This window comes from Shewanella sp. ANA-3, assembly GCF_000203935.1.
Lineage (GTDB): Bacteria > Pseudomonadota > Gammaproteobacteria > Enterobacterales > Shewanellaceae > Shewanella.
Genome location: NC_008577.1, coordinates 2,118,900 through 2,134,701, shown reverse-complemented (window position 1 = coordinate 2,134,701; position 15,802 = coordinate 2,118,900). Strand labels below are relative to the sequence as shown.

The window sequence follows — 15,802 nt, the reverse complement described above, 5'->3', positions numbered from 1 at the left end:
TGTTTAGCAGATCTTATTTGAATGGATTATCGTTACGTCGCAGTTCTCGGAGCATTGCAATATGAATAACACAGGGTAAAGTAACGTTAACATTTGGGGCATCGGCAAATACACCAAAAATCCCACCCAATACACCCATTGGACTGTATGTCATCAGCACTCTTGGCAAAAGTGCTGCACCAACCGCTGCACCACCAAATGCCGAAGCAAGGACTCTAGATACAATAGCGAAATCTTTGCTGCTCCAGTCAAGCGCATTATCAATCTTGCATTGATAATCTTTACTCATTCTCTCGACAAATGCCGAACGATCAGCTTGCGTCATCTTGTCCAATTGCAATTTCATGACCTTAGCGACAATAGCTTTTTCAATTGCAAGAGCACTATCTTTATCTTTAGCACTGACCGAGCAGCCAATTGAACGGGCAGTATATTGCAGTAAATTGAGATAGGTTCCCCCCTTTCCGGTAATAAGATTCATCACTGTTGAATTACCAAAAGTTTGCAATTCAGCGCAGATCTCTTGCCATACTAGCGCCAAGTCATGCTTATTCTTTTTAAACCTTGGGTTAGTCGTTAGTGTCTCAGTGGTTCTAAGTTTACCAATTTTGTCTTTAGTCAAATATTTAACAAGTGGTGTCAGTTGCTTATGAGTGCAAAGAGAAAGAAACTGTAAATCATCATCTTCCCGGTACATGTAGTTCCGCTTCACAAAATCCATATTAGTTCCCTTTTATAAAACAGCTTGCATACTGACGTCTTCTTCACTACCTAATTTTTTCAGAGGGCAAATCGCTAAACGCTCAACTTTAATTTTCGCAAGCAACACCTCGGCGCGGTTAAGCTAAAAGTGGGTTGCACTCTAATCGGCGGTCAGTTCGCGATGAAACTTCTCAACTGAAATCGATTAAGGTTATTCACACTAGCCAGCGCGGCAGGCTGGTGTTGACACGAAATACTAAATTAAGCTTAAAAACCATTGGGTGGCATGGTGTCTCTTTGACTTCATAACGTGAATGTTTGAGATGGGTATTTCCAACCAAAATACAGGTTTTTACAGCCAAAAAACGAGAGGTAAATCAATTTAATACCTGTTTTATTCATCAGTAAAATCCCACCAAGGTTTTTCATTTTTCCTCTTCTCCTTATATGCCTTAAAAGCATCATAATCAGGCTTAAGAATAACGAACCTAATTACAAGCAACACAGCAATGATGAGAATCAAAGGCATGAATCGAACAAGCATTCCCACAAGCAAGTCCATAGAAAAGAATCCTTCGTAAGAGAATGATTATAATGACTATTTAGTATATGCCGGGCGAAAAGGCTTTTTACCGTTCAACTACCAGTGAGATGCAAGGCTAGATTAGCACGAAGATCTATCGCAATATCGGGATCGACTTGATCAATAACATGTTGTTGCTGTAACCAATGCCTTAACTTTCGACCAGTTCTTCCAGCATTAGATACTTCAAGAAATGCTAGTAGGATTTCAAACACTAGAAGTTTTTCCGGTATGTCAGGATAAAAATTCATATCAATCATCAAGATTTTCTGCAAATCAATGCCTAATGATTTAATACAAGCAAAACTCAATTCCAACGAACCATTGGACGCCGCTTTGTTGAAAATTCTTAGCCAGCTGGCGATTGCAGTCGTATCTCTATCAACTGGTTCAGCAAGATCATCTACAAATGTTACGTTCTGTTTGTGTAAAAATGCTGGGATATCAAGGCAATCAAGCACTGAGTTGCTATACACTGGTGCGGCAGAACAAAGAGATACAACCCCTGCCACTGAGCCAAACCCTGCTTCACCGGCTGCACGAGTGTGCCTTATAGTTCGCAACTCTGGTAAACAGTCAGCTTTTTGGTCACGTACGGCGACCAACACACAGCAGGTTTGCTCACAAAGTAAACTATACTTAACGGCAATTTCCTCAGAATCCTTGCTGCTCGACAATTTTTGGTAAGCAGCCAGACGTGACAGAGTTCCAGTACCAATCCCTCGAAACAGCCTTACCGGGATTGACTGATTTTGCTGCATAATTTCAATATTCACGTAGTTTTTTGATGATATTTCAGTCTCAGATGTGGCATAGCATTGATATCCATCACCCGTAAACAGTAACTGTTTATCAACTTGCTCATTAATTGGTATCGGCCAATGTATTTTAAGATCTGTTATCTCTGGCTGACGGCATCGTTTAAATTGTCCCACAATCGCATCTGCCATCGACTCGTTTGGCGATACATAGATGGCTGAAGCGCCAGTACTGCGTGACAATTTATTCAGAAAAGCTTCGTTTACTGCAGAACCCACGCCCACACTGAATAATCGTATATTTGCTTTTGTTGCATCCGCGATTATTGCCGCGGTACCCCACACTTCACCATCAGTGATCAGCAACATTTGCGTCGCAAATTCTGCATGCCGTCCAGTTTTGCGAGCCAAGTTTAATGCTGCTGAAATTTCAGTTCCCCCCATGTTGGCATCTAGCTGGTTGATGTATGCATGAAGTTTTGCAAGATGCTCACTATCGGCAGGAACAGGAGATGGAAACAAACTTTGTGCTTGAGACCCAAAGGAGATGATGTTGAACCAGTCTGATGGCTTGAGAAGTGTTTTAATTGCGACGAAGGCCTTACGCACCTGCTCAATGGCATCTCCGCACATGAACCTGAACGGTCAACAATAAACTGGAAGCACTGAGCTGACTCATTGTGGCTATCTGAGGATGGTAATAACAGGTTGGCGCAGTACTGCAACCCAAAAGCACTCTTTTCAACTAGAATTTCGCCAGTAAATGAAGGTAATGCTTCTAGTGTAATTATGATGTCCCTATCAGGAATAACCCTATCCCCTGATAAGATTAAAGAACTCTCTTCTCGTTTTACCGTTAATGAATGACTTGGACTGGTAACTAATGAGGAAGATAATTCACCGTTAATCGCCAGATTAAATGTTAAGCGTGCGCCATTATCTAGTGTATGCTCAATCTGTTGATAATCATGTAAATTTGCTGATCGCTGATGTCCGTAGCGGTCACCAATTGTACACGGAAAATAAAACCGCAGTTTACGGTCTTGCCAGTTCAGGACTTGGGCATATTGAATAGAAATGGTAACGTCATCATTAGGTAGCAAATTACCAACATTGAGACAATATAGCCCATCATTCAACCGCTCCAGTAATACTGCACTGTCACCTTCTGCTATGGCACCTTCGTATTTATCAGTTCCGATAGCTTTTGGCGTCACTTCACCTGTGAACTGACGCTCACCAATCGCCATAGATAACCCTAAAATGACCGCATCTAGTGGTAACGTAAATGAGAATATGGCTTCAATAGGGCAAGTTTCACGATTTACAAATTCGTGAACCAATTCGACTTCACTGATAGCTCCATTCAGTTGCGCATTAACTAAACTGTGCTTTAAAACAATGTCATGATTAAACCCAAATCCTTCAGAATTACCTAGCGCTATGTTATTTATCACATTGTTGTTCATTTTCCACCCCACCATTATTTTTAGGCAAAGAGCACTGCATAACCTGCTGATAGCTACTTACCATTGCAGGAACTAACATCCTTAACTGCTCACTACTCACACCTGCCGCAACTGGGTCAATCATTAGTGTCAGCCCTTGGCCCAGATACAAATGACTAATTACACGCATGTCCCCTGCTTTTGGTTGCATATCAGGCAACTCAGGTTCATTTGCATAATTCAGTAATTCTTGAATTCGCTCTAAAGACAGCCCCGCACTTTGCCAACGTTTAATTTTTAGCAATTGCTCAACATGTTCTGTGTCGTGCCAGGCTCCACGACCAGCGCCATGAGGCCCTTTAATCAGCCCCTTTTGCAGATAAAACCTGATCGTTCTAACTGGAAAGTCGAGCAATCTTGCCAGATCGCTGATGCCATATTTTTCTTGCATCCTGTACCTCCATTTAAACTTCACCCAAATGTATACACTAGAAATGTACAGATCAAATGTAATGAATAATATTTTTTATGTCGTTTGAATCAATAGAGAAAAAATTAACAATAAGGATAGGTTGATTAACTTCAAACTCTATCGGTGACTCATGTTCTTGCTGGTATTAAAATTTTTCTATGTAATATCTAAACCCACCTTATTTAAAGCTTTTTTGATATAGCATCATGACATTGACCACTTCATTAATGCTTATCTATTACACTTTTTCCAAATATTTTCAGATATATATCACTCCTGTGCATAAGCCCATTAACGCTTTAAAGGAGCCTAATATGTCAACAAAAGCGACGCACGCCAAAACTAAACCAGACAACTTGATAGACCAGCCGATTAACCAGTGGCCGCAAACCGCCGAAGAAGTCCTAGCCTCTGCCGCCAATATCATTGCCGAACGCTATGTAAAGAAGGACGCCTATACCAACCCTCAAGCCACTAAGGATTTTTTAACTTACAAACTGGGCGGTTATGAGCGGGAGGTGTTTGCGGTAATGCTGCTCGATAATCAGCATCAATTACTCGAGTTTAAAGAGTTGTTCTTTGGCACCTTAGATGCCGCCAGTGTTTATCCACGGGAAGTGGTTAAGGTGGTGTTAGCCGTCAATGCGGCAGCGGTGATTTTTGCCCATAACCATCCCTCCGGTGAGTCTGAACCTTCGGTAGCAGATAAGCACATCACTCAACGGTTAACCGATGCATTAGCGCTTATCGATGTGCGCGTGCTTGACCATATCGTTGTTGGCCGCACGCCAGTGTCCTTTGCTGAGCGCGGCTTACTCTAGCCAGCGTTTAAACCTGCCACACCTTTTTAAGGAGTCCATCATGATTGAATTTACCGACAGCTTTTCACAGGCGTGTGTCGCTGAAGCCTGCGCAGCTTTTCCTGAACTGCGTAACCGCTTAACAGTTGAGCTGATTTTGCCGATGTTTGTGCGGCCGCTCAATGCCATGGGCCAAGTGATTGGCAAGCCGATTGTGGCACCGAATCCAAAGCTACATAAAACCGTATTGAGTGTATTTCACCGTGATGTAGTTGAACACTTACCCAAGGAAATTGCCTTTTGCCGCTATGTTTGCCCCTGTGACAGTTATGGTGTGCCAACAGGTGAATGGCAGCGGGTGATCAACGGGGTGTACTTTAACCATGGCAGCAATGAACAGCCTAATTGGAGTGTACATACCTAAAGACCGCTATCTATCATCACCCACTCCACTAGTCGGCAGTATTAACCGCTCTTACTAGTCCGCTAACCAGCAAGCCACTACCTGAGTTTTATCCTTCAACCATTGAGGTCACTATGACAACCCTAAAACTTTTCAATATTGAGCACGCTTGGGGGTTGCCCCGTAAAGTGTCTCCCCGCTTTGGTGCAAGGCTAATTTTACGCGGTCTGCACTTGGATTATCTCCATGACCGCGCAAGCTTTGTCGGTGAATTTCCACCAGCAATTAAACAACAATTTGTCGAGGCCTTTCCAGCTATGGTTAAACAGCTTGAGCGGCTGGTAGCCACCGGCGAGATTGATGCTACTGAGCAGCACTGCGTAAGCATTGAACACGCTGGCTTTACCTGTGAAGCCGACACACTTGGCAGTCACGGTTATTTGTATCTTGCGATTTATCAAACCGAAGCTAAACCAAAACTAAGTCACTGACCACCAGCAACTTCGCCCTGACTCAATAACCCATTCATTATCGTAAGCCAGTACTCATCCGTTAAACATAACCACCAAACTTTAATCTCCCAGCTTAAAAGCCTTAGCAAGTAGCCCTTAGCGACTCACATTAAACCGCTTAGCCAACACCCGTTTTATTAACCCACCCGCATAGACAGCAAGAGTTAAGGCGCAGTTACGCCTTAGCTCTTGCTTATGCCCGTTTTTAAATAAGGAATATTCCATGACATTAACTATCAAGCGTAATCAACTGCCAGCGATGCCTGATCGTTTTTACCAAGTGATTGAAAAGGAACTGGCTGAAGTCACACCAAAAGACGCCAACGCCATCACCCTTAATTTTCGAGACCCAGATTACAGCGCCGAAGCGGGTGGCTTTCATCCCGTCGAAGTCAGGCTTGAGAAACAACAAGATCACTGGCGTTTAGTCTACGTCACCGACTTTGCTTTTCGCGGTCATCCCTTCCCTGAACTGGTTAAAGATATCGATATCTGCTTTAACAGCAACCAGGTCTATAGCCTGTTTAGTGGCTGGATTACTGAGCGGGAATCACAGGGGCTGATTAAGTTGTTCAGCGATAACTTTGTCAGTTACCACCAGATGGAAGTCTATCAAGTGCAGGTAAGCTTGGATTAACCCGACTCACCGTCATTTTACGCGAACATCCTCATCCTATCTACCGGTTTCAGTACTATCGCCAGCAACAGGCCAAGCGCATCACACTCGCGCTAATCAGTCTAATTCATTGCGTCAAGCCCATATCGATAACAACCTACCCTGCCCGCAACGCCTGTCGTTCGCGGGCTTTTTGTTTTGGAGTCCACCATGAAAATACATCGCGAAACCATCCTGCTACTACCAGAGCGCTTTTATAAATTATTAGAACGACAACTGGCCGCACTCAATAACCCCGACCTCAACATCATCACCTTTAACTACCGCGATCCCGAGTACAGCTATGAGAACGGCGGTTATCACCCCGTCGAAATCAACCTCTACCGCCAGGGTGAGTTTTGGTATCTCAATTACTTCACTGACTTTGCCTACTGCGGCGGGCCTTTCCCTGAGCTTGAGAAAGAAATGGAAGTGCTGTTTCAGGAGAAGCAGGTCTACAACAGCTTCTTTGGCCGTTGCTACCTCGAGCATGCCGACAGCCTGGTACGACTGTTACTGGAGAACTTCTGCAACTCCGTCGAGATGGAGGTGTACCAGGTTCAGATCAGCGCCGACTGAACTTGGTGCCCACAAAGGTATTTTGGGCACCAAGCAACGCAGGCCCCATGCGGGTTGGCGATGGGCTGGTGCCCACATTCATCACATAGCCAATTGAGGGAACCAAGCATGAACGAAGTCGAGGCGGTCAAGAACCGCGACACCATCAAGCTTATCAGTTACCTGCTCGAACGTCACTTTGGTCAGCAGATGGCCAATGTCTGGAATATCGGTCTTAACCTGGCCCTTAGGATCTCGGACTTACTGGCGATCAAGTTCAGCGATATCGACGGCGATCGCTTAAATATCATTGAGCAGAAGACCGGTAAACGGGCCAGCATCAAGCTCAATCCTAAGACACTGGCGTTGATTGAGGCGATCCACCAGCGTCACCCCGAGCATATCTACCTGTTCCAATCCCACCGCTCGAGCCAAGCCAAAGACCGACAGGCCCCCGCGAAACCACTGACACGGCGCGCCGTCGCCAAAGCGTTTGCCTTTGTCGGTGACGATATCAAGTTAGCCCTGGGCACCCACTCGATGCGTAAAACCCGCGGCTATCACCTGTACCAAGCCTGCAAAGACATTGGCCGGGTGATGCGTATGCTGCGGCATCAGTCAGAAGCGGTCACCCTGCGTTATATCGGCATTACTCAGCAGCAAATCGATAAGGACTTTGTCGAGCTGGAAATCTGAATCAATCAGCACGCCCATTTCATCCTATTCAACCCATTAGCAGATGCAACCTAGGAGTATCTGCGTTGCTTTCTTGGAGTACATACCATGTATAGATTTCATCCCGGTGATCACCTGGTCACCAATATCGATCCGCTTGGCTTAACCGAACACCATGGCCTGTATGTTGGCCATGGCAATGTGATTCACTTATCTAAACAGGGCATCATCGAAGAAATCGATCTGCAGCAATTTGCTGGTGGCCATAAGATCAGAGTGAAAAAGTCCAGCCTGTTTCCCCATCAAGCTATTGAGCTTGCACGCAGTCAGCTGGGTCACAGTCCATACGACGTTGCCACCAACAATTGCGAGCACTTCGTCAACGAATGCTTAGCGGGGAGCAGCACCTCCAATCAAGTGAGTAATCTTAGCCACATTGCGCTGCAAGGCTCTGCCAGAGCAGGCTTACTGGGGAATGCTGCTTCAAAGCTGGCCACGGGAACTGTCGCAAACGTCGTGTTAGCCTCTACCGCCATCAAAATGACCGGTGAATACCTAGGGCTACCCGATAACGTCAACACGCTACTAGGGACACCTGGAGATCTTGTGGCTAAACCTGCCGAATGCCTACTAAAAGGCACCACGCAAACTCTAGGTGAAACTTATACTTGCTTAAGCCAAGGAGAGATTACCGATGCGGGGATCAAACTCGTCACCGGCAGTGTAGAAACTGGCTTAAACACCATGTTGACGACAGCAGAAGTGGGCATCAATGGCGTAAAAGCCGGTGCAGAGCTAATAGTCGATGCATGGCATTGGTTAAGGTCATGATGCTTCAACTGCAATATTGAGAGCACTCAGTCACCCATTACCCAAACCCTATAAACGAAGCGGCATGCCGCCGCTATCGTTTTTATCCCTCATGCGATTACGTTGAAGATTAGCGTGATAAAGGCGTAACAGGTTTGCCCAGTTAAGTGATACAACCTATCTTCTATCATCCTTGAGCTTATGGCGTTGCTCATGCAGGCAAGTAAACGTGTAATCATTATTTTTTTGTACCACGTTATGCTAAGGTATTACCTAGTAGTACTAAGCATTACCTATGGAGTTACAGATGAGCACAATCAAACCCGTGTCGGTTAAATTAGATGCCGATATTAAAGCCAGAGTCGAGCATTTAGCCGAAACTCGTAAACGTTCATCACACTGGATGATGCGTGAAGCGATCCGTGAGTACGTTGAGAGAGAAGAGAAACGCGAGGCGTTGCAGCAAGAAGCGTTACGTGCATGGGAAGAACACCAGACATCAGGCTTGCATGTGACTGGTGACGAAGTGGTGAGTTGGCTGGAGTCCTGGGGAAGTGAAAATGAACAGGCTGCCCCTACATGCCACAAATAATCTTCACCGCCACTGCATTACGTGATTTAGAGCGCTTACGTGAGTTTCTTCGCAGTAAAAATCCCCCCGCCACACAACGCGCTGCCAGCGCCATAATCAATACCATTAGAAAACTGGAAAGCTATCCAGACATAGGCCGGCCTATCGATGACAATGACTTTAGCTTTAGGGAACTGCTCATTGACTTTGGTGACACAGGTTATTTGGCAATGTACCAGTATGATGGCGGCGAACGATTGACCGTATTGTGTATACGCCACCAAAAAGAAGCTGGTTATTGATAGAGATGCATCAGCAAAGATGTCTTCTCATGACTCAGTGATTATGAATATACAGCTGCTCTCTATAAACACAAAAGCAAGGGATTTAAGCCCTTGCCCTTTACTTCCCTATTTGTACTAGCAGCAATCGTGCTAAGTAAGTTAATCACCAACTTTGTAACCGACCCGAGATACGACTACAACCAAAGTTGTGATTGCCATTCCCATAAATTTTCGTGTCAGTTTTAGCAAAATAACTTAATCTTTTAAACAAGTCTTGGTAAATGTAAGTGAAATCAGCTTGGTTACGACACAGTAAATATTGAGCATTTTCTGGGAAATGAATCAACCCTTGAGCATTGAAAATATCTAACCTTAGTGCACTCGCCCAAGCTTTGTGTATTCTGTTATACATATTAGCCCGACCCAATTCAAACTTTCCTAAACTTTTATACGCATGGCCATTGAAGAACAAACAGACATGGTAATGACACTTATCCCTTCCGCTGATCTCTTTAACCCAGAGGTAAAATAGTTCACTTTCGTGGACCTGGCCTAAGGAAGTATCTCGTAATTTTGCCAGATAATCTGCTTTTAACTGGGCCTTCAACGATTCGAAGAAACGGGTGATCACTGCTGTGTCACTCGATTCAAAAGTATCAGGAAATCGTAGATCAACTCTTATCGCAAACACCTTTGAATAATTCAGCACAACGTAATCCATAACTGACCGGATTTTATATAGATACTCTTCAATTGTACCATTCTTAAGTGAAAGTGTTTGCAATCCATCATATTGAGGCGTTGTTAGCACCGTTAAATTTCTATTAAAATCAGAACCCATATCTAACTCTCCTGTCCCAATCACTATTTAAGGGTGTAGTTAACCACTCGAAATTAATACACTAATTCCGATGAATAAAAACACCCATACAGTACATCAGACAACTAAATTAAAAATTAAGAAAACAACATATAAAACACAGATATAATACTATTAACACCCTAAATAAAAATCATCTGAAACCAACCTGATTAAAACAATATTTTTAAATTATGTAAGGAAAATAATTGTAACTAACAGTTATCGCCACTCTGAATTAATATGCATAGTATAATAAAAATTAAAGCGATTTCTTATGATTTAAACAGTACTGCTCATGAGTAGCGCGCCAGATTTTCAGCTAGTTGAGCATTGTCAGGCTTTAGAACGAAAAATAAATCTATTACCCTAGTCTTATCTATCAAAATTTCTGCCATTGGGTTGCTTTGCTTTAGATAATCTAATGCGGCTTGTAAATCGGCTTTTTTACGAATACAGTTTGGACCAAATTGTAAAATATAATTCTTTCTTATGTATCTTATTCCCGAAGCGGTAAATGGCTTCAGCCATTCGCTCAGCGCACATGCATCCAACACATATTTAGGTGGAGGACAAAAGACTCGCATAAAATCATTTGAGAAATAACTTAACAACTCAACGGCTAACCACAAGGATTCTGCAGATATTTCAAAATCACCCGGATGTTCGAAACAATGGATCAAGGCTGCAACCCTAGCAATGTTCTCTGGCACCTTGGATGCATGGTCTTTTGCACATTCATACATGCCACCAGGGCCCATTTTAATTTCGATGTCATTAGCAATATCTAACCACACATTTTTAGCTTCATTTGAGAATGTGACAGTGATCCTGTTCCTATAATCTTCCATAGCAATGACATTTAATAGTGACTGCTTTATTCTATCGTTAAATTTCTCAATCGCCGTCTTAGAATGTTCATATCCAGTAACTTGCCTGTAGCCACATAAAGAAAAAGGATTAGCCACTATTGCTCGAGCAAAAAAACCATTCCCCCTCATGTCATCCTTCGACCGTGCAATAAAATCTTGCAATGCACTCCATTGAGTCATGATATGCATCGTCAGTCTTGCATCAGACACCACAAAAGACTCTAATGTTTTTCTATCTATATCGAGTTCCCCTCCACTCCATAATGAATTAATAACCGGGGAATTTCGCATAATAGAACTTTTAAATAAAACCCCACCTTCATCGGAATCTAGAAATGCATTTGGTAAGTTTTCATTTAATCCCAAAAGCAATGCTTCTTTGGTTATATCCTCATAAAGAAATTTGGGTGCTCTTGGTTTTATCGGTTCAGCATCACGATGTGCTTGCAATTCATTAAGTGCTAATTCATATCTTTCATTATCTTTTTCTTTTGAAAGGCGTCTTCTTAGCCTTACCGTTTCGTCATCATGAATTTCCTTTTCTACTTTATATTTATTAAGTATGCTTCTGTATTCTATCAGAAATTCTTTTTGTGCGGCCTTAAGCCCTTCCATATATTGGCTTTCAACAGTTGATTTTCGCTCACCAGACTCGGCAATCGTAATTGCCAATATTGACACAGGGCATATTTTATTGATTGGGAGCGATACATTAAATGCTCCCTGTAAAGCAGTTGATATTGTGCTTAGCTGAACAAGCATGATCATGCTATATGGAGCCTGAACAGATTCAAAAGTTTCAAAAAAAGCATCGCGAATTAACGGAGCAGCACTTAAATTTGGAAAATTGCCATCCGAGATAGGAAAATAATAATGATATCGAGAATAATTCATAATCCACCCTTATTTAATAAGTTAATCACTTTTAAGGTCTGCAAAATCTTCTACCTTGCAGCCACTGTTCGACTTCTTGCATGTACCAGCCTACAGCACGAGCACCAAGGCAAACTTTTCGCGGAAAAAGTGGATCAAACCTAGGGGATTTGGGATTGAGTTTATCGTAGATAGTTGAACGCGAAAGCCCTGTAAGCTGAACCAAGGTCTTCAGTCTAATAATGGAATTGCTTGTGATAGTGGTGTTCATAATCGTCCTCAGAGTTGTGAATAAACGTCTACAACCCTGAGATTAGATGGTTATCAAGCATGAATAAACGGGGTAAAAACGGTCCCCCTTGCTCACCTAAAGTGCATTATTCATTGTATTATATAAGTTTTTTTGATCCCCTAAGAAATTTACTCGGTCTCAAAAATAATTCAGCATATTTGGCATTATCACTGCTAAAACCTTCTTTAACTAAAAAATCTTTTATTTTAGATGTTATATTTTTATTGTATTCTTCCTGATTATGCCAAAAACGTTCAAGGCAGTAAGTTAAGTATGGAAACTGGCAACCATCTGCAATGGTTTTATCTTTACCGCATAGGCCTTCGGGATTAGGGTTGAGAAAAATGCCGCCGCTTCTGCCTTTTTTTGAGCATAACCGAGTTGATTCATAATCCGCTCTACCAATCCTTTAACTTTGGGCGGATTAGCCGTTTTACCCCAGTAATAACGGCAGCCTAAGAGAGATAATTGGTCCAGATCAGATTGATTACGTAAGAAATCTTTAACATAGTAAGGACTTGTTTCGGGAATGTCAGTGGTATCTATCTCTCGTTCGAAATCTTGATTAACAAATGAAAGAATATCACGTTCAAAAACATAAACTGAATCTATTTTAGTTGGTAAGTCTTCTAGCTGATTTACAATAAAATGTGTATTGGATAAAAATTTAAAGCTTTTTCTTGTAAAGAAAAACTTAATAGTGTAGGTATAGTCATGGAAATCAGACTGAGAATTTATCCGCAAATTTTTTGCATTAATTGGTGTTTCATATTTTTCTATATACTGTTCACCACTCATCAATTCAAGTTCGAAGTTTTCAGCATACCGGTAGAATTCTGTGATGAATTTCAAATTAACAATCCCGTTTTTTATTAATACGGTTAAGTCATCACTCCCCAACCTTAGATATTCTGTTTTCGGAACCAATGATGCCACTGAGAATGATTCACTACGTTTCAATCGTTCCCGTGCAACCTTTCTAGACATAGAATCCACTCTATCTAGATATGGCCCATTACGATTTTTATACGAACTCCTTTCATATACGGCCCAAACATTAATATTAGCAGGAGAAAAAATTAAGACAGGTTTATTTTCTTTCAAAAGGTACTGTATAACTTCTTCTCGGCTAGCATTTAAGTTCACCTTCGATAACTCTACAATTTTTTGCATTGACACATCCATTTTATCTGCTATTTCTGCTATTAGTAGCAGAAATAGCAGATAAAATGAATTTGTTTTTTAAACTTTTCCCTCACTAGATGGCTTAACTTGTGAATATTTTCAACCTGTCTTCGTGACTATGTATAAGAATATGCTTAAAGTGGGTTTTCGTAATGTACCAAGAGTTAGCATTCATATATTGGAAGTTTAAGCAAACAAGTTCACATTAGTGATGTTCACTTCAATATAAGAGTCTGGAGGCCCCTTTAGTCAGTCTTCAAAGATAACCATTCCAACTCCTGCTCTGCAAAGGCAAATAATCTATCGCTATAACCTTGAGAGATCACACTGCGGATGATCTCAGGGTCAATATTCAGATAATCATGTACCAGAGCATTACGCAGGCCTATCACTTTACGCCAGCCATTTAATTCATCAGCTGTTTGTGTTCCTCGTTGACACAGGATCTCAAATGTTTGGTAGGCATCCTGCGGACTATGTCCTGCAAGTGCCTTAGCCCAGTGTTTTGCAATGTCAATGCAAGCTTCAATAGAGACCTGTAGTGTGCGCTCTGCTGCTCGATATTCGAGATTAGATAAGGAACGCTGACTAAGTAATTGACGTAACTCTCCAAGTTCGGCTTGGTACTGGCTAAGGCTTAAACTCAATGACGTGATATAGGCATTATCCAAAATAATAAAGTGGCTTGGGGCTGAATAATCGAGTTCCATTTGCGACATAATGCGGGACTCTTCTTGCATTCTTCGACCTTCATCTCGACTAAAAATAAGTTTGTTGGCATTAATGATACCGTAGGCCAAAGGGATTGGTGCTAGATTGATATCGACAACTGAAAGCTTCCCTTCGGCTAGCCCCAATGCTCTTTGCCAATCCATAGCAAGCAGTTCAGCTCTAATACGAGTATCAAGCACACTATCTGCCTTTACCGGGTCGAATGCGACGGCTAAATCCCAATCGCTATGCTCGCTAGCATTTCCTTTCGCCTGCGAACCATAAAGCCATAATACCGCCACCTCAGGATGGCTTGCAGCTAAAGCGCTTAGTTGATGCAAATTCTGGATCTGTTCGATCGTCATTGGTTTGGCTTTGAAATTGTCATATTGTAAGTGTACCAATCCTAAGTCGAACTTCATCACGTCCCCTAACCTTGTAGCTCAGGGAGATATCTATTCGGCCTCAACAGGTCATCCACCTAATTTTCTTGAACCCGCTGTGACTGACAAAGACCCGACAGCCGCAGTGGCAATATGATTGCTCCACCACTCCATTAACTTGGTCCGTCGCTCTAGGTAGGTCGTGCGATTGTAGGCACTGCGGATTTGGTTTTTATCAACGTGGGCTAACGCGGCCTCAATGACATCACCATCAAAGCCTTGCTCGTTTAAGGTAGTGCTCGCCAGTGAGCGTAAACCATGCCCCGTTGTTCTTCCCTTTAATCCCATGCGCCCTAATGCTTTGTTGATGGTTTCTGGATCTGTGTGCTTTTGAGGATCTTTAGATGATGGAAAGACAAATTGGCTCTGTTCACTAATCGGCTTAACAGTTTCAAGTATTGTGAGGGTATGCTCTGTAAGCGGGATAATATGCTCACGATTCATTTTCATGCGTGATTCAGGAATAGTCCAAAGTTTGGCATCAAAATCGATTTCTTCCCAACGGGCTCCGGCCGCTTCATTTGGCCTGGTCATTGTGTGCAATTGCCATTCAATCAAACACCGGGTCGTTAACAATAAATTGGCGTTTGCAATGGTCTGCAACAACTCAGCTAGCTCTGCTGGTTTTAATGCTTTCAGATGTTCTACTTTGCTCTTTCTAAAAACTTCTCGAATACCTGACAACGGATTGGCGTGAATGTAACCAGAGTTAACTGAAAAGTTCATGATTTCATTCAGCAACTGAGCGGTACGCTTAACCGTTTCAAGATGCCCCTTCTGCTCTAGGGGCTTGAGCGCAGCAATGGCTATGGGAGCCGTGAGTCTGCTAATCGCAATACTCCCCAGTTTAGGGAAGGCATACAGCTCAAGCTTGCGCCAATTGCCTTCGATGGTTTTAGGCTTAATGCTTCCCTGCTTTGAGTCCATCCACATTTGCGCAATATGCTTGAGAGTTTGAGCGTTCTCTGTTGCGGCTTTTAATTTGTTTTCAACTTTAAGTAGTTGAGGGTCGATGCCTTCGGCCAAGTTTTTTCGCGCTTCTAGCGCTTTATCACGCGCCTCAGCTAAGGATACGTCAGGGTATGAACCTAAACCAAAATAGGTGGGTTTGCTGGTGGAGGGACGTATGTATCTAAATTCCCACGTTTTCCCTGCAGTGCGCACATAGAGATAGAGATTGCCACCATCTGACAATCTATAGGGCTTTGCTTCCGCTTTAGCATTGAGCACCGCTTTTGCAGTCAGCTTATTTGTACTCCTTCCCATACCGTTCTACCCCCTCAAATTTAGCCCAAAAGTAATGCTTGATTTTGGCATTATTTCGCACTCTAAAATC

At 42.7% G+C, this 15,802-nt stretch carries 19 protein-coding genes and 1 pseudogene; 9 read left to right on the top strand and 11 right to left on the bottom strand.

All coding sequences use genetic code 11. From position 1 onward, the window contains the following. Window positions 1–13: 13 nt before the first annotated feature. The 5 genes and pseudogenes from SHEWANA3_RS23005 to SHEWANA3_RS09520 form a co-directional block, all read right to left on the bottom strand. Window positions 14–721, bottom strand: a complete 708-nt coding sequence (locus SHEWANA3_RS23005) for a DUF3944 domain-containing protein (protein WP_011716818.1) — start codon at window positions 719–721, stop codon at window positions 14–16. A gap of 375 nt (window positions 722–1,096) precedes the next feature. Then, on the bottom strand, window positions 1,097–1,264 hold the full coding sequence (locus SHEWANA3_RS23585) for a hypothetical protein (protein WP_166485348.1): 168 nt from the start codon (window positions 1,262–1,264) through the stop codon (window positions 1,097–1,099). 74 nt (window positions 1,265–1,338) lie between these two features. Next, window positions 1,339–2,676, bottom strand: coding sequence for a VWA domain-containing protein (locus SHEWANA3_RS09530; protein ID WP_084796716.1), 1,338 nt, complete (start codon window positions 2,674–2,676; stop codon window positions 1,339–1,341). A gap of 443 nt (window positions 2,677–3,119) precedes the next feature. Further along, window positions 3,120–3,512 (bottom strand): annotated as a pseudogene (locus tag SHEWANA3_RS23750) (VIT domain-containing protein); the annotation flags it as partial. Continuing rightward, a complete protein-coding gene (locus SHEWANA3_RS09520) occupies window positions 3,490–3,942 on the bottom strand; it encodes a MerR family transcriptional regulator (protein WP_011716815.1) in 453 nt (150 codons plus the stop codon). The gene SHEWANA3_RS09520 and the pseudogene SHEWANA3_RS23750, both read right to left, overlap by 23 nt. A gap of 335 nt (window positions 3,943–4,277) precedes the next feature. On the opposite strand from SHEWANA3_RS09520, the gene radC reads away from it, so the two are divergent. The 9 genes from radC to SHEWANA3_RS09475 all read left to right on the top strand — a co-directional run bounded on the left by radC (window position 4,278) and on the right by SHEWANA3_RS09475 (window position 9,249). Beyond that, window positions 4,278–4,784 carry a DNA repair protein RadC gene (radC, locus tag SHEWANA3_RS09515; protein WP_011716814.1) on the top strand — a complete coding sequence of 169 codons (507 nt, stop codon included), beginning with the start codon at window positions 4,278–4,280 and terminating at the stop codon, window positions 4,782–4,784. Between the two features lie 40 nt (window positions 4,785–4,824). Beyond that, window positions 4,825–5,187, top strand: coding sequence for a hypothetical protein (locus tag SHEWANA3_RS09510; RefSeq protein WP_011716813.1), 363 nt, complete (start codon window positions 4,825–4,827; stop codon window positions 5,185–5,187). A 113-nt stretch (window positions 5,188–5,300) separates the two neighbouring features. Beyond that, a complete protein-coding gene (locus SHEWANA3_RS09505; RefSeq protein ID WP_011716812.1) occupies window positions 5,301–5,657 on the top strand; it encodes a type IV toxin-antitoxin system YeeU family antitoxin in 357 nt (118 codons plus the stop codon). Window positions 5,658–5,901: 244 nt separating this feature from the next. Beyond that, on the top strand, window positions 5,902–6,315 hold the full coding sequence (locus SHEWANA3_RS09500) for a DUF2787 domain-containing protein (RefSeq protein WP_011716811.1): 414 nt from the start codon (window positions 5,902–5,904) through the stop codon (window positions 6,313–6,315). 189 nt (window positions 6,316–6,504) lie between these two features. Further along, a complete protein-coding gene (locus tag SHEWANA3_RS09495; RefSeq protein ID WP_011716810.1) occupies window positions 6,505–6,912 on the top strand; it encodes a DUF2787 domain-containing protein in 408 nt (135 codons plus the stop codon). A gap of 108 nt (window positions 6,913–7,020) precedes the next feature. Then, window positions 7,021–7,587 (top strand): site-specific integrase, encoded by a 567-nt coding sequence (locus SHEWANA3_RS09490; protein WP_041412608.1) that lies wholly within the window; start codon window positions 7,021–7,023, stop codon window positions 7,585–7,587. Between the two features lie 87 nt (window positions 7,588–7,674). Further along, window positions 7,675–8,397, top strand: coding sequence for a lecithin retinol acyltransferase family protein (locus SHEWANA3_RS09485; protein ID WP_011716808.1), 723 nt, complete (start codon window positions 7,675–7,677; stop codon window positions 8,395–8,397). 286 nt (window positions 8,398–8,683) lie between these two features. After that, window positions 8,684–8,968: a CopG family ribbon-helix-helix protein gene (locus SHEWANA3_RS09480; RefSeq protein ID WP_011716807.1), complete on the top strand. Its 285-nt coding sequence runs from the start codon at window positions 8,684–8,686 to the stop codon at window positions 8,966–8,968. After that, complete coding sequence (locus SHEWANA3_RS09475) at window positions 8,956–9,249, top strand: type II toxin-antitoxin system RelE/ParE family toxin (protein WP_011716806.1); 294 nt, start codon at window positions 8,956–8,958, stop codon at window positions 9,247–9,249. Before SHEWANA3_RS09480 ends, SHEWANA3_RS09475 begins: the two co-directional genes overlap by 13 nt. A 145-nt stretch (window positions 9,250–9,394) precedes the next feature. On the opposite strand, the gene SHEWANA3_RS09470 is transcribed toward SHEWANA3_RS09475, so the two are convergent. The 6 genes from SHEWANA3_RS09470 to SHEWANA3_RS09445 form a co-directional block, all read right to left on the bottom strand. Beyond that, window positions 9,395–10,072, bottom strand: a complete 678-nt coding sequence (locus tag SHEWANA3_RS09470; protein ID WP_011716805.1) for an inovirus Gp2 family protein — start codon at window positions 10,070–10,072, stop codon at window positions 9,395–9,397. Window positions 10,073–10,386: 314 nt separating this feature from the next. Continuing rightward, window positions 10,387–11,856, bottom strand: coding sequence for a YfjI family protein (locus SHEWANA3_RS09465; RefSeq protein ID WP_011716804.1), 1,470 nt, complete (start codon window positions 11,854–11,856; stop codon window positions 10,387–10,389). Window positions 11,857–11,887: 31 nt separating this feature from the next. Continuing rightward, entirely contained in the window at window positions 11,888–12,106 is a 219-nt protein-coding gene (locus SHEWANA3_RS09460) for an AlpA family phage regulatory protein (RefSeq protein WP_041412607.1), read from the bottom strand. A 288-nt stretch (window positions 12,107–12,394) separates the two neighbouring features. Next, window positions 12,395–13,300, bottom strand: a complete 906-nt coding sequence (locus SHEWANA3_RS09455) for a cytoplasmic protein (protein ID WP_166485347.1) — start codon at window positions 13,298–13,300, stop codon at window positions 12,395–12,397. Window positions 13,301–13,557: 257 nt separating this feature from the next. Continuing rightward, entirely contained in the window at window positions 13,558–14,445 is an 888-nt protein-coding gene (locus tag SHEWANA3_RS09450) for a HepT-like ribonuclease domain-containing protein (RefSeq protein ID WP_011716802.1), read from the bottom strand. A 51-nt stretch (window positions 14,446–14,496) separates the two neighbouring features. Continuing rightward, complete coding sequence (locus tag SHEWANA3_RS09445; RefSeq protein ID WP_011716801.1) at window positions 14,497–15,732, bottom strand: tyrosine-type recombinase/integrase; 1,236 nt, start codon at window positions 15,730–15,732, stop codon at window positions 14,497–14,499. Window positions 15,733–15,802: the final 70 nt, after the last annotated feature.

Excerpts from the sequence above, each read along its gene's own strand:
- SHEWANA3_RS09470 (WP_011716805.1), bottom strand. The coding sequence starts at position 10,072 with ATGGGTTCTGATTTTAATAGAAATTTAACGGTGCTAACAACGCCTCAA.
- SHEWANA3_RS09495 (WP_011716810.1), top strand. The coding sequence starts at position 6,505 with ATGAAAATACATCGCGAAACCATCCTGCTACTACCAGAGCGCTTTTAT.
- SHEWANA3_RS09475 (WP_011716806.1), top strand. The coding sequence starts at position 8,956 with ATGCCACAAATAATCTTCACCGCCACTGCATTACGTGATTTAGAGCGC.
- radC (WP_011716814.1), top strand. The coding sequence starts at position 4,278 with ATGTCAACAAAAGCGACGCACGCCAAAACTAAACCAGACAACTTGATA.
- SHEWANA3_RS09500 (WP_011716811.1), top strand. The coding sequence starts at position 5,902 with ATGACATTAACTATCAAGCGTAATCAACTGCCAGCGATGCCTGATCGT.
- SHEWANA3_RS09520 (WP_011716815.1), bottom strand. The coding sequence starts at position 3,942 with ATGCAAGAAAAATATGGCATCAGCGATCTGGCAAGATTGCTCGACTTT.
- SHEWANA3_RS09490 (WP_041412608.1), top strand. The coding sequence starts at position 7,021 with ATGAACGAAGTCGAGGCGGTCAAGAACCGCGACACCATCAAGCTTATC.
- SHEWANA3_RS23585 (WP_166485348.1), bottom strand. The coding sequence starts at position 1,264 with ATGGACTTGCTTGTGGGAATGCTTGTTCGATTCATGCCTTTGATTCTC.
- SHEWANA3_RS09485 (WP_011716808.1), top strand. The coding sequence starts at position 7,675 with ATGTATAGATTTCATCCCGGTGATCACCTGGTCACCAATATCGATCCG.
- SHEWANA3_RS09445 (WP_011716801.1), bottom strand. The coding sequence starts at position 15,732 with ATGGGAAGGAGTACAAATAAGCTGACTGCAAAAGCGGTGCTCAATGCT.
- SHEWANA3_RS09530 (WP_084796716.1), bottom strand. The coding sequence starts at position 2,676 with ATGTGCGGAGATGCCATTGAGCAGGTGCGTAAGGCCTTCGTCGCAATT.
- SHEWANA3_RS09480 (WP_011716807.1), top strand. The coding sequence starts at position 8,684 with ATGAGCACAATCAAACCCGTGTCGGTTAAATTAGATGCCGATATTAAA.
- SHEWANA3_RS09460 (WP_041412607.1), bottom strand. The coding sequence starts at position 12,106 with ATGAACACCACTATCACAAGCAATTCCATTATTAGACTGAAGACCTTG.
- SHEWANA3_RS23005 (WP_011716818.1), bottom strand. The coding sequence starts at position 721 with ATGGATTTTGTGAAGCGGAACTACATGTACCGGGAAGATGATGATTTA.
- SHEWANA3_RS09450 (WP_011716802.1), bottom strand. The coding sequence starts at position 14,445 with ATGAAGTTCGACTTAGGATTGGTACACTTACAATATGACAATTTCAAA.
- SHEWANA3_RS09455 (WP_166485347.1), bottom strand. The coding sequence starts at position 13,300 with ATGCAAAAAATTGTAGAGTTATCGAAGGTGAACTTAAATGCTAGCCGA.
- SHEWANA3_RS09510 (WP_011716813.1), top strand. The coding sequence starts at position 4,825 with ATGATTGAATTTACCGACAGCTTTTCACAGGCGTGTGTCGCTGAAGCC.
- SHEWANA3_RS09465 (WP_011716804.1), bottom strand. The coding sequence starts at position 11,856 with ATGAATTATTCTCGATATCATTATTATTTTCCTATCTCGGATGGCAAT.
- SHEWANA3_RS09505 (WP_011716812.1), top strand. The coding sequence starts at position 5,301 with ATGACAACCCTAAAACTTTTCAATATTGAGCACGCTTGGGGGTTGCCC.